Origin of the sequence: Actinoplanes sichuanensis (assembly GCF_033097365.1) — a bacterium.
GTDB lineage: Bacteria > Actinomycetota > Actinomycetes > Mycobacteriales > Micromonosporaceae > Actinoplanes > Actinoplanes sichuanensis.
The window spans coordinates 7,203,654-7,216,037 of sequence record NZ_AP028461.1; the positions used below are offsets into that span (position 1 = coordinate 7,203,654).

General features: G+C 71.3%; 12 protein-coding genes. 7 read left to right on the plus strand and 5 right to left on the minus strand.

All coding sequences use genetic code 11. The features are described from left to right. Nucleotides 1-7 precede the first annotated feature (7 nt). The 4 genes from Q0Z83_RS33210 to Q0Z83_RS33225 are packed head-to-tail and all read left to right on the plus strand — an operon-like array spanning nt 8 to nt 3,432. Nucleotides 8-940: an ABC transporter ATP-binding protein gene (locus tag Q0Z83_RS33210; protein WP_317787183.1), complete on the plus strand. Its 933-nt coding sequence runs from the start codon at nt 8-10 to the stop codon at nt 938-940. After that, nucleotides 937-1,674, plus strand: coding sequence for an ABC transporter permease (locus tag Q0Z83_RS33215; RefSeq protein ID WP_317787184.1), 738 nt, complete (start codon nt 937-939; stop codon nt 1,672-1,674). The genes Q0Z83_RS33210 and Q0Z83_RS33215 overlap by 4 nt, the downstream gene beginning before the upstream one ends. Nucleotides 1,675-1,690: 16 nt before the next feature. Beyond that, the gene (locus Q0Z83_RS33220; RefSeq protein WP_317787185.1) at nt 1,691-2,842 is read left to right on the plus strand and encodes a sensor histidine kinase; all 1,152 of its coding nucleotides are present in this window, start codon (nt 1,691-1,693) and stop codon (nt 2,840-2,842) included. Beyond that, entirely contained in the window at nt 2,839-3,432 is a 594-nt protein-coding gene (locus tag Q0Z83_RS33225; protein ID WP_317787186.1) for a response regulator transcription factor, read from the plus strand. Before Q0Z83_RS33220 ends, Q0Z83_RS33225 begins: the two co-directional genes overlap by 4 nt. Nucleotides 3,433-3,610: 178 nt before the next feature. Here the strand turns inward: Q0Z83_RS33225 and Q0Z83_RS33230 are convergent, their stop codons facing one another. After that, entirely contained in the window at nt 3,611-5,749 is a 2,139-nt protein-coding gene (locus Q0Z83_RS33230) for a molybdopterin oxidoreductase family protein (RefSeq protein ID WP_317787187.1), read from the minus strand. A 183-nt stretch (nt 5,750-5,932) separates the two neighbouring features. Between Q0Z83_RS33230 and Q0Z83_RS33235 the strand changes: the two genes are divergently transcribed. After that, entirely contained in the window at nt 5,933-6,454 is a 522-nt protein-coding gene (locus tag Q0Z83_RS33235; RefSeq protein ID WP_317787188.1) for an RNA polymerase sigma factor, read from the plus strand. Then, nucleotides 6,451-7,047, plus strand: a complete 597-nt coding sequence (locus tag Q0Z83_RS33240) for a hypothetical protein (RefSeq protein WP_317787189.1) — start codon at nt 6,451-6,453, stop codon at nt 7,045-7,047. The genes Q0Z83_RS33235 and Q0Z83_RS33240 overlap by 4 nt, the downstream gene beginning before the upstream one ends. A 144-nt stretch (nt 7,048-7,191) precedes the next feature. On the opposite strand, the gene Q0Z83_RS33245 is transcribed toward Q0Z83_RS33240, so the two are convergent. From Q0Z83_RS33245 to Q0Z83_RS33260, 4 genes are all read right to left on the minus strand, one after another. Further along, a complete protein-coding gene (locus tag Q0Z83_RS33245) occupies nt 7,192-7,845 on the minus strand; it encodes a DUF3159 domain-containing protein (RefSeq protein ID WP_317787190.1) in 654 nt (217 codons plus the stop codon). A 281-nt stretch (nt 7,846-8,126) separates the two neighbouring features. Next, complete coding sequence (locus Q0Z83_RS33250; RefSeq protein WP_317787191.1) at nt 8,127-10,106, minus strand: S8 family serine peptidase; 1,980 nt, start codon at nt 10,104-10,106, stop codon at nt 8,127-8,129. Between the two features lie 72 nt (nt 10,107-10,178). Beyond that, a complete protein-coding gene (locus Q0Z83_RS33255) occupies nt 10,179-10,421 on the minus strand; it encodes a hypothetical protein (protein ID WP_317787192.1) in 243 nt (80 codons plus the stop codon). A gap of 46 nt (nt 10,422-10,467) precedes the next feature. Beyond that, on the minus strand, nt 10,468-10,953 hold the full coding sequence (locus Q0Z83_RS33260; RefSeq protein WP_317787193.1) for a hypothetical protein: 486 nt from the start codon (nt 10,951-10,953) through the stop codon (nt 10,468-10,470). A gap of 153 nt (nt 10,954-11,106) precedes the next feature. Between Q0Z83_RS33260 and Q0Z83_RS33265 the strand changes: the two genes are divergently transcribed. Then, entirely contained in the window at nt 11,107-12,381 is a 1,275-nt protein-coding gene (locus Q0Z83_RS33265) for a serine hydrolase domain-containing protein (protein WP_317797180.1), read from the plus strand. Nucleotides 12,382-12,384 lie beyond the last annotated feature (3 nt).

Here is a 12,384-nt window from a genome sequence, read left to right on the forward strand (position 1 = left end):
TTGACGCATGAGCACACAGACGATCGAAGTGGACGGCCTCCGCCAGCGGTACGGGGATTTCGAGGCAGTACGGGGCATCGACTTCAGCGTCGGCGGTGGGCAACTGTTCGCCCTGCTCGGCACGAACGGGGCCGGTAAGACCACCACCATGGAGGTGCTCGAAGGGTTCCGGCCGGCCGCGTCGGGGACCGTGCGCCTGCTGGACGCGGACCCGTACCGGAACCGGAAGGCGCTGCGGCCCCGGGTCGGGATCATGCTCCAGGAGAGCGGGCTGATCGGCGACCTCACGGTGGCCGAGACCGTCTCGCTCTGGCGTGACCTGCACGTGAACCCGCTGTCCCGGGACGAGGCCCTGAAACGGGTCGACCTGGCCGACAAGGCCGGCACCGCGGTACGGCAACTGTCCGGCGGTCAGAAGCGCCGCCTCGACCTGGCGCTCGCCATCGTCGGCCGGCCCGAGGTGCTGTTCCTCGACGAGCCGACCACCGGCATGGACCCGGAGGCCCGGATCGCCACCTGGAAACTGATCCAGGAGCTGGTCGCCGGCGGCACCACCGTGCTGCTCACCACCCACTACCTGGAAGAGGCCGAACGGCTCGCCGACCGGATCGCGATCATGCACCGGGGCGAGATCCGGATCGCCGGAACGGTCCCCGAGGTGGTCGCCGGGCACGGGGACCGGATCGCCTTCCGGGTCCCGGCGCACACCCCGATCGACACCCTGCCCCGGCTCGACGGCCTGCCCCCGGAGATCGCCGTGACCGACGGCCACCCGGCCGCACGCTGGACGGTCATCCAGGGTGACCCGGACGGCCGGGCCCACCGCGCGGTGGCGACGCTGGTGGCCTGGGCCGCCGCGCAGAACGTCACGCTGGACCGGCTGTCGGTCCGCCCCGCCTCCCTCGAAGACGTGTTTCTGAGCATCGTGGAGAACCAGTGAAGACCGACCTCGCGCACATCTACCGGCTGGCCCGGCTCGACCTGACGATGATCTTCCGGAACCGGTCGGCTCTCACCAACGCGGTCCTCATGCCACTCGGTGTGGTCGCGTTCCTGGTGTTCAGCGCCGGGCAGAGCGACCGCGACGCCGTCGAGTTCCTCCTGACCGGACAGATCGCCGGACTGCTGATGTTCGCCCCGCTGGTGAACCTGGCCGGTTTCTACACCAGCCGCCGTGAGGAGCTCGTGCTGAAACGGCTGCTCGGCGGACCGGCCTCGGCGACCGCGATCCTCGGTGGCAGCGCGGCCGGCGCCACCGCGGTCTACCTGCTGCAGGCCCTCGCCGTCGGGGTCGCGCTGGTGGTGATGGGCTTCGGGCTGCCCGGCAACCCGCTGCTCGTGCTGATCGCGGCGCTCGGCGGGGCGGCCGTGTTCGCGCTGCTGTCGATGGCGATCTCCGGATTGAGCTCGTCGGGTGAGTTGGCGCAGCTGGCGACCGTACCGGTGATGCTCGTCTGTCTGATCCTCTCCCCGGTGATCGTGCCGGCCGACGTCTTCCCGGACCGGCTCCAGCAGGTCGCCGACTTCCTGCCGCTGACCGCGGTGGCCGACCTGGTGCGGGCCGGATACGGTGCCTCCTTCGAATGGGCGTCGCTGGGTCTGCTGGCCGCCTGGGTGGCCGTAGCCGCGGTCCTGGCCCGGCGGTTCTTCCGCTGGGACCCGCGGCGCGGCTGAAAGTTAGGGTGTCGACATGAGCGGCGCGATCCATCGGGCCCAGCGGATCACCATGTGGAGCCTGAGCTTCAGCCTGATCCTGGCCTGGTTCGGTGCGCTGGCCGGCCTCAGCCTCTACGCGACCGAGAACCAATTGTCGGCGCCCCGGCTGACCATCGCGTTCGCGGCGATGCTGGTCTTCACCTGGTCGATGGTCCGGCTGCTCCGGGCAGTGTCGATCTTCTGGCCGCGGTTGGCCCGCCGCAGCCGGATCGACACCGTGATCTCCGGGGCGGCCGTCCTCACCATCCTGCTGGCCCAGGACGCCAACCCGGCCGGCTGGGGCATGATCGCGATCGCCTGGATCAGCCTGGTCACGGTCCGAGCCAGCCGGCTCATGACGATCCTGCTGGCGCTCGGCACCGCCGTCGTCGGCATCGGGATCGGGCTCCTCAACCCGGGTCCGCAGGCCCTGCCGATCGGCGCCTACGCGGTCATCTACGGCGTCATGTGCCTGACCCTGCCGTGGGCGAACAAGCTGTGGATCTGGATCCTCGACCTCGCCGAGCAGGCCCACCACAGCAAGGACGCCGAGGCCCGGCTCGCCGTCACCGAGGAACGGCTACGGTTCGCCCGTGACCTGCACGACCTGGTCGGCCACAGCCTGTCGGTGATCGCCGTGAAGAGCGAACTGGCCGGCAAGCTCACCGGCATCGACACCGACCGGGCCGCCGCGCAGATGGCCGAGGTGCGGGCGCTGGCCCAGGACAGCCTGCGGCAGATCCGGTCGGCGGTCCGCGGATACCGGATCCTCGACCTGGCCTCCGAGATCGCCAGTGTGCAGGCCATCCTGGAGGCCGACGGCATCCGCTGCAAGGTCGACCTGCCGGAGGGCGCCGTCGACCCGGAGGCGGCCGGGCCGTTCGCCTGGGTGGTCCGGGAGAGTGCCACGAACATCCTGCGGCACAGTTCGGCCAGCTGGTGCACGGTCACCCTGTTCGCGGCCGACGGGTCCGCGGTCCTCGAAGTGGTCAACGACGGCGCCGGCCCGGCCGTCGATCAGGGCGGCACCGGCCTGGCCGGTCTCGCCGAACGTCTCACCGCCGTCGGCGGTACCCTCACCGCCCAGCCCACCGGCGACGGCCGCTTCCTGGTCCGCGCCACCGCACCGTCCGGGGTCGCCGCATGATCCGTGTTCTGCTCGCCGATGATCAGCACCTCATCCGGGAGGCGCTGGCCATGATGCTGGAGTTCGAGGAGGACCTGACGGTGGTCGCCCAGTGCGGCCGGGGCGACGACGTGATCCCGGCCGTCACCGCCCACGACCCGGACGTGATCGTGCTGGACATCGAGATGCCCGGTCTCGACGGGCTCACCGTCGCCGAACGGCTCCCCGGCCGGGCCATGCTCATCCTCAGCACGTTCGCCCGGCCCGGCTACCTGCGCCGGGCCATCGCGGCCGGGGTGCGCGGCTTCATCCCGAAGGACGCCTCCAGCGCCGAACTCGCCGAAGCCATCCGCCGCATCCACGCGGGCGGCCGCTACCTCGACCCGGAGCTCGCCGCCTCGGCCATGATGGCCGGCGAAAGCCCGCTCACCGACCGCGAACGCGACACCCTCTCCCTCGCCGCCTCCGGCGCCTCGGTCGCCGACATCGCGACCCGGCTGCACCTCACCGAGGGCACGGTCCGCAACTATCTCTCGAACGCGATGACCAAACTCGGTGCGCCCAACCGGCTGACCGCGATCCACCAGGCTCAACGCATGGGATGGATCTGACTCGGTACGCCGTGGGCCGCCGACGACCGCAACCCACACCGCCCGTGGCCACGACGCGACGTCGTCCCGGCGCACGGCCCGGCGGCGACCGCCGGGCCGGTTGCCCGCTCACCGTCATGCACGGCCGGTTCCCAAGGTTGTTCCGGCGCGGCCGAACAGCCCTGGGGGCCGGCCGGATCTACGCCGGTTTCAGTTCGACCGGGATGCCGTTGAGGACGCTGTTACCGGAGAGCGGGTCGATGATCAGCTCGTCGGTGAGGATGTTGGAGTTGACGCCCGGACTGGTGGCGGCGACCGAGAGCCGCGTGCCGGGGGCGTCGTGACCCCAGCCGTGCGGCAGGCTGACGACACCGGGCATCACCCGGTCGGTGACCTCGACCTGGACGGTGAGCGAACCGGCCCGCGAGGTGACCTGGGCGGGCTCCCCGTCGGTGAGCGACAGCCGGTCGGCGTCGGCCGGGTGAACCTGCAGCGTGCACCGGTCCCGACCCTTGATCAGGGCCGGGACGTTGTGCATCCAGCTGTTGTTGGAACGCAGGTGGCGACGGCCGACGAGGACCAGCTCGTCGTGCCGACGGGTGAGCGCGGCATGCAGGCGGGCGGTCTCCTCGACCAGTGCGGGCACCACGAGCTCGACGGTCCCGGACGGGGTACGCAGCACCGACGGGATCCGCGGCCGCAGCGGGCCGAGGTCGATACCGTGCGGGTGGTCGATGAGCTGCTGGAGGCTCAGCCCGTACGCCCCGGTGCGCAGAGCCACGTCGAGGAGCCGCTCGGCCGGATGATCACCGGTGATCTGGTCGTGCAGTTCGGCCGGCGCCTTGGCCAGGGCCTGCTGAAGCAGGAAGTCGTGCAGCAGTGCCGGATCGCCGTCGGGCTGCCCGGAGACCATCAGGGTGAGCCGGGCGAGGATGTCGCACTCGTCGGGAACCGCCGGGTCGGGCGGCAGGACCGGCGGGGAGTACGCCGCGAAGTTGCGCACCGACAGCGCCAGGAACGAGAAGTCGTAGTGGCCCTTGCGGGCGGCGTCGGTCGGCGGCAGCACCACGTCGGCGTGTCTGGTGGTCTCGTTCAGATACGGGTCCACGCTGACCATGAAGTCCAGCCCGGCCACGGCACGGTCCAGCCGGCCGCTGTTCGGAGTGGACAGCACCGGGTTCCCGGCGATCGTGAGCAGCGCGCGGACCTGCTCGTCACCCGGTGTCTCGATCTCGTCGGCCAGGGTGGCGACCGGAAGCTCGCCCTTCACCTCGGGCAGCCCGCGGACCCGGCTGTGCCAGCGCCCGACCCGGAACCCCTTGCCGCGTTTCGCCTCGTCGGAGAGGTGCGGGGCGAGCGGGAACATGACACCGCCGGGCCGGTCCAGGTTGCCGGTCAGAATGTTGATCACGTCGACCAGCCAGCTCGCGATGGTGCCGAACTCGACCGTGCACGTGCCGATCCGTCCGTAGACGGCCGCGGTCGGAGCGGCGGCCAACTCCCGGGCCAGGCCACGGATCCGGTCGGCCGGAATCCCGCAGGCCGCGGCGACGGTCTCCGGGGCGAAGTCGGCGGCGAGCTCCCGCACCGCGGAGATCCCGCTGACGTGCCCGCTGATGTCACCCAGATCGACCAGGCCCTCGGCGAACAGCGTGTGCACGATGCCGAACAGCAGGAACGCGTCAGCACCGGGCCGGATGAACAGGTGCTCGTCGGCGTGCGAGGCGGTCACCGTGCGACGCGGGTCGACGACCACGAAACGGCCGCCGCGGGCCTGCAACGCCTTGAGCCGGCCGGGGAAGTCGGCGGCGGTGGCCAGGCTGCCGTTCGACTCCCACGGGTTGGCGCCGAGGATCAGCATGAAGTCGGTACGGTCCACGTCCGGCACCGGAATGATCAGCGGATTGCCGAACAGGTACCCGCACGACACGTGTTTCGGCATCTGGTCGACGGTGCTCGCCGAGTAGACGTTGCGGCTGCCGAGCGCACGCAGCAGCGGAGTGACGTAGAGCCCGCCCGACATGGTGTGCGCGTTGGGGTTGCCGAGATAGACGGCGAGCGCGTTCGGCCCGTACCGCTCGAGAATCGGACGAAGGCCTGCCCGGACCGCGTCGAAGGCCTCGTCCCAGGAGGCCTCGCGGCCGTTGACCAACGGCTGCCGAAGGCGGTCCGGATCGTGGGTGAGCTGCGCGAACGTCGCGCCCTTGGGACAGACGAAGCCGTGGCTGAAGACGTGCTCGCGGTCGCCGCGGGCGGCGGTCACCCGGTCGCCGTCGACGGTCAGTTCGAGACCGCAGGCGGCCTCACAGAACGGGCATGTCCGGTACGCGGTTCGCATGGCTCTCTCCCGACGCTGGGTTACCGGCCAGTATCCTTGCACTCGCCGTGAAAAAACACCCCCGGAACCGGCCTCGAAAGAACACGCCCGGCGCCGGACGCTCGCCGTGATGAACGTCCCCGTTGCCGGACGCTCGCCGTGAAAGAACGACCCCGGTGCCGGACATGAGACAGGGTGGACCTCGTGAACGTCGACTCGCGCCGGGCGCGGTTCGAGACCCTGGCGCCGGCGGTGATCGACGCCGTCCGGCGCTACCTGGCCCGGCGCACCGACCCGGCGACCGCCGACGACGTGCTCTCCGAGACGCTGCTGATCTGCTGGCGAAGGTTCGACGAGATGCCCGCCGAACACCTGCCCTGGGCGTACGGGGTGGCCCGCCTCTGCCTGGCCAACGCCGAACGCGGGCAGCGCCGCCAGTTCCGGTTGCTCGCCCGGATCTCCCGGCTCGACCCGCCACCGCAGACCGTCGACGGCCCGGCACCCGCCGACGACGACCTGGCCGCGGCACTGCGCCGGCTACGGCCCGAGGAGGCGGAGATCCTGCGCCTGTGGGCGTGGGAGGACCTGACCCCGGCCGGGATCGCCGTCGTCCTCGGGATCACCGCGAACGCCGCGTCGATCCGCCTGCACCGGGCCAAGGAGAAACTGCGAAAGACCATGACCGTTCCCGGACATGAGGAGTCGACAGAGGGGAGCCGGCCGTGACCGACGACGACGATCTGCGGGCCCGACTGCGGCGCGCCGACCCGGCCGCCGCGCTGGAACCGGCATCCCCCGCCCAGGTCGCGCATCTCGTGGAGGAAACCATGTCCCGCAACACCCGACGGTGGGCGCTGCCCGTCGCTGCCGCCCTGGTACTTCTCGTCGGCGGCGCCGCATGGGCGGCGACCAGGCCATCGGCGCCGCAACCGGTGGCCGCCCCGGCCTCGTCGGCATCCGCCCCGGCCGCCACCGCCGGCTCCGTCGTCCTCTTCACCACCGGCATGCAGGCCAAGTGCCGGGAGCCGGAGGCCACGCGCCTCGCGGAGTCCGCCGACTTCGCTTTCGAAGGCACCGTGCAGAAGATCGAAAACGGTCGCGTCACTCTCGCGGTCGCCCGCGTGTTCCGGGGTTCGACGGTCGGGCAGGTCGAGGTCGCGCAGGAGGGTGAGAGCTCCGAGACGATGCTCGGTAGCGGCAAGTTCGAGATGGGCCGGGACTATCTGGTGTCGGCGGCCGAGGGCAGCGTGCTGATCTGCGGCTACAGCGGCGAGGCCGACTCCATCGGTCTGCGAGAACTCTACGAGGCGGCCTTCTGAACCGAACGTCCACCGCCACCGGTCTTCCTGAGCCGAACGGTCGCCGCGGCCGGCACGCTCTGAACCGAACGGCCACCGCAACCGGTCTTCCGAGCCGAGCCGTCGCCGCGACCGGCCCGCTTGGCCCAGCGGTCGCCGCGACCGCTACGAGGCGGCCTTTTGGGCCGGTTCGTCGATGACCGGGTGACGCAGGCCCGGGTGGTCCGCCGGCAGGTTGCGGCGGATCACCCACCAGCTCACCGCCAGGCATGCCGCGACCAGCGGCCCGGACAGCACGACTCGCGCGGTGCCCAGCGCCGCCAGATATCCGGCCTGATAGAGCGGCAGGAACACGGCCACCCGGATCACATACTGCACGACCCACACCCAACTGCCCCGCGAATAGGCTTTGAGCAGCGCGGGGTCACGTCGCCACCGGGTCCGCTGGCCGAGCACGGTACCGACCACGACGCCGAGCAGCGGCCACCTGACGACGATGCTGATGATCCAGACGAGAGCGCTGGCGCCGTTGCTGAGCAGCTGCAGCAGGAAGAAATTCTCCGCCTTGCCGGTGTAAAGGGCGATCAGCGCGGCGACACACACCACGAGGAGCCCGATCAGAACGGCCCGCGGTTTGTCACCTTTACGCAGCCGCCAGACCGACAGCCCGACCGCGACGACCACCGCGGCGATCGCACCGGCCCAGATCGAATCCCCGAAGGCGAGCCAGCCCACCACGAACCCGACCGCGGGCAACGACGCGTCCACCGCGGCGCGCCGCCCGTTCAGCAACTCCGCCAGCGTTTCCGGTTGCGCCATGTCCACCCGCCCCTGAAGAGGTTAGGGCAGCCTAACCCGCCCCTCCGCCCCAGTCGACGTCAGGTGGCCGTTTCGCGCGACGAAAGCCGCCGGCCCCGCTCCCGCACACCTCTGCCGGCACTCCTCCGCCGCCCGCCGGCACTTCCCCGCTGCCCGCCGGCGCTCTCGCACGGAGCCTGACGCCGAAAGGTCTCACGGCACGCGAGTGTGGATACCTCAGAACGGTGGGGCTCTCACCGCCGGCCCGAGACGGGCGGTGAGAGCCCCACCGGACTTGATCTTCAGCGGTTCTTAGGGAGGAGGCCGGCGGAACGCATGGCGGCCCGTAGCGGGTCGAGTGGCTCACCGGCCGGGGCGGTCAGCGTGATCCGGCTGGGCCTGTTCTGGTCGCCGTCCCGCACCGGATCGGAACCGTCGAAATGTCCTGGATATCCCATCGGTGCGCTCGTGTCGGGGTGGCCCGACCGGCCGCCCATCGGCGCACTCGGGTGGCCACCCATCAGACCGCCCGGTTGACCCCCGAACGGCCCGCCCATCCCGGCAGCCAGCCCGGCGCCCATCGACGCGCCCATCGCAGCGCCCATCCCGGCGGCCATCGAAGCCCCCATGCCAGCGGGCATCGGAGCGCCGATCCCGGTGGCCATCGGAGCGCCCATGCCGGTGGGGAGCGGGGCTCCCAGCTGGGCGAAGTGGGGGTGGCCCACGGTGGGGACGGAGACCGGGATGAGGCCGGACTGGGCCATCATGGTCCAGAGTTCGGCGAGGATCGGGTGTGCGGGCGGGCTCGTCGTCACCGGCGGGACCAGGCCCAGGGCGGCCACCGCGTCGGGCAGGCCGGCGCCGCTCCGGGTCGGGTCGCCGAGGGCCAGTGGGCGGCAACTGGTCCTGATCAAATCGAAGAGGCGGTCGACTCGGCTGCTGTCCCGACCGGCGAACCGGCCCCGGAAGTCCGGGTGGTGGGCCAGCAGCAGGGCGGCGAGCCCCGTCACATAGGGCGCCGCGAACGACGTTCCGTCCCAGGCCGCATACCCGGACGCCGGCACCGACGACACGATCGCGACACCCGGCGCACACACGTCGACCTCAGGCCCGTGGCAGGTGAACGAGGCGGAGAAATAGCCGTCGACGGTCGGTACCCCGTACACCCGGGTGGCGTGATAGCTCTCCGGCGGATAGTCGCCGAGCCGGCCGACCGCCGCGACCGCCAGCACCGTGGGCAGCGAGGCCGGGAACATCACCGGGCCGCCGGTGCTGCCGGCCGCCGCCACGCAGGCGATCCCGGCCTGGCGGGCCTGTTCGATCTTGCGGGCCACCAGCGGGGACGGCTGCGCGTTGCCGAGGCTGAGGTTGATCACGTCGATGTGTTCGGCGATGCACCTGTCGATCGCCTCGATCAGGTCGCTGAACCGGCCGCCGGGCAGGATCCGGCACGCGTGCAGTACCGCCTCCGGCACCACCCCGACGATGCCGTGCCCGTCGTCGGCGCCGCCGATGATCCCGGCGACATGGGTGCCGTGCCCGACCGGGTCCTCCCACTGGTCGCGTTCGCCGACGACCCGGCCGGCCAGGTCGGGATGCTCGACGGAGGCACCGGAGTCGACGATCGCGATCCGCACCCCGTCACCGCGGAACGTCGGCGGCAGCGCGTCGAACCGCATGGCCCGGCGGGCCCAGCCGTCCAACGGCCGCTGCGGGAAACCCGGGAACGTCTCGGCGAACGACGGGCAGGTCACCAGGTTGGGGGCGTCGACGGTGAGGGCGGGCCGGCCCAGCCATACCGCCCAGTAGTCCTGGCGGGGTTTGACGTGCACCCCGTCGAGGGCGTGCAGCACCCCGGCCGGGGTGTCGATGGTGACGGTCCCGTCCGCGCCGGTCACACCGCGCAGCAGGAACGTCTCGTTGGTCAGGTAGACCTCGGCGCCCTCCAGGGGACGGCCGTCGCTGCCGGTGACCAGGAACGGGACGCGGGCTCCCGCGCCGGGCGGCGACACCGACGGGTCGGGCATCGGGCCGGCGTAACGCAGCGGCAGGTCCGGTTCGACGTGGGCGGCGCCGGAGGCGGTCAGCATGGCGGCCCGGTCGGCGTCCATCTCCACCACGGCGAAACTGGGCGCGGAGGTGACGACGCGATGCACGGTGGTGGCGGAGTCCTCACCGAGCTGGGCGAAGAAGCGGTCGGCGTCGGGCGGGGCGCCGAGCGGCGCCACCAGGTAGCGCTCGCGCCGCGAGCCGACCGGGACGGCGGAGTTGTGGTCGGTCATGGTCAAGCTCCGGTTCGATTGGGGTGCGGCCGGACCCGGTGGTACGGGATCCGGCCGCGGTGATTCGATGCGTTACAGAGCGGGTAGCCCCGGGACGGTGGCGCGCAGATGCTGCACCGTCTGGAGCACCGCGGCCGATTGGTGCAGGCTGGCCGCGTACTGCTGCGCCGCGTACTGCTGAACTGCCGTGACCAGGCCCGGCGCCAGGGCCGCCACCTGCGGCAGGACCGGTGAGGCCGCCTCCAGCCAGCGGTAGCACCGCTGAATACTCGCGGCCGCCGGTTGCCGCATCGCTTCGACGGGAGGCTCCGTCATCGGCCCGAACGGCATCGTGCTGAGATAGGTCACGGTCGGCTCCGGATCAGTTCCACATCTGCTGGCCGTACGGCGAGCCGATGCCGCCGTACATGGCGCCGGGGTGGCCCTGCTGCCAGTGCCGGGCGATGGCCTGCTGAATCTGCTGCTGCTGAATCTGCTGGGCGATGGCCTGCTGGATCTGCTGGTGCTGAATCTGCTGGGCGATCGCCTGCTGGATCTGGGCCTGCTGCACCTGGTTGGCGATGGCCTGCTGAACGTGCTGGGCGATGGCGTGCTGGAGGTGCTGCTGCTGGAACGGGTACTGGGCCTGCTGGCCGAACTGCTGGCCGAATTGCGGAACCTGCTGGCCGAACTGCTGCCCGTACTGCGGAACCTGCTGGCCGAACTGCTGCCCGTACTGCCCCATCAGCGGGTCGAGCCCGAAGCCCGGGCCGTACGCCGTGCCGAGGAACTGCCCGCCGAAAGCGGAGCGCATCGGATCGCCGAGTGCCGTCGCCGGATTGGTCGGCGCGTACGTAGCCGTGCTCATGGTGTTTCTCCCCTCGGTCTGCGGGCGGATCCCCGATGACCCGTCCGCGTGCCGAAACGCAACGTAATCGAAACAATTCGGAGAGGCATGGGAGTTCGGGAAACAGTGCGGCGGCCTCTTCGGACGAGGACACTGAACGCGCCGTCCGGCATGATGTCGATCGTGTCGTTGACTCGCCGGAGCCTGCTCGGAGGCGGGCTCGCCGCCCTCACCGGGTGCACCTCCCAGCCCACACCCCACCCCGAACCGACACCGACACCGACGCCCGCCCTCGAACCCGTCGCCCAGGCGCAGCCCGCCTACGTCGGACCATTGCGGACGGCGCTCACCCGCCATCTCAAACCGACGACGGCGAATCCCCGGCATCCGGTGTACGCCGGGGCCGCCGCGGTGGTCATGGTCGACGGGCGGGTCACCGCGAGCGTCGCCGTCGGGCATGCGCTGCGGTACCGGGCCGGGCCGGTCCAACTGCCGGCGGCGCAGCGCGTCGCGATGCGCACCGACTCGATCTTCGACCTCGCCTCCCTGACCAAGATCTACACGTCGATCCTGCTGCTCCAGCAGGTCGACCGCGGTCTCGTCGATCTGGACGCGCCGGTCGTGCGCTATCTACCGGGCTTCACCGGGACGGGCAAGAGCGCCATCACGGTACGGATGCTGCTCACCCACACCAGCGGGCTGCCGGTGGGAGCGACCGTGAAGGGCCTACCCACCCTGGCGGCGAAGCGGGCCACCGTGCTCCGCACCCCGCTGATCAAGGGCGTGCGTCCCGGCAGCGGCTACCGGTACTCGAGCGTGGGCCTGATGGTCGCCGCCCAGATCGTCGAGAAGGTCACCGGGAAGAGCCTGGACGCGGCCCTGAAATCGGGCATCGGCACGCCGCTCGGGCTCACCTCGACCGGGTTCAACCCGTTGAAGTGGCTGCCGGGCAAGGCGCGGATCGCCGCCACCGACGCCCGCAGCTCCCGTGGCCTGCTCCGCGGTGTCGTCCACGACGACGTCGCGGCCCAGATGGGCGGAGTGATCGGCAGCGCCGGGATCTTCGGCACCGCCTACGAGGTGGCGATCATCGGTGAACTCCTGCGTAACGGCGGCGTCTTCCGCGGCAAGCGGCTGCTGTCCGCCGGGATCGTCGCGGAGATGCTCACCGACCAGAACCGTGGCCTGCCCGCGGTCGACCCGGAACGGCCGGGACGGCCGTCGGCGCATGGGCTCGGTGTGACGCTGGCCCAGCCGTGGTTCATGGGCCGGTTGTCGTCGGCGCAGTCGTTCGGGCACACCGGTTTCACCGGGACCTCGCTGCTCGTGCACCCCGGTCGGCGGCTCGTGCTGGCGCTGCTCACGAACCGGGCACATCCCAACTGGTCCTGGTCCAACCCCGACCCGATGCGGGTGGCGGTCGCGAACACCATCGCGGCGCATCTCTGAACG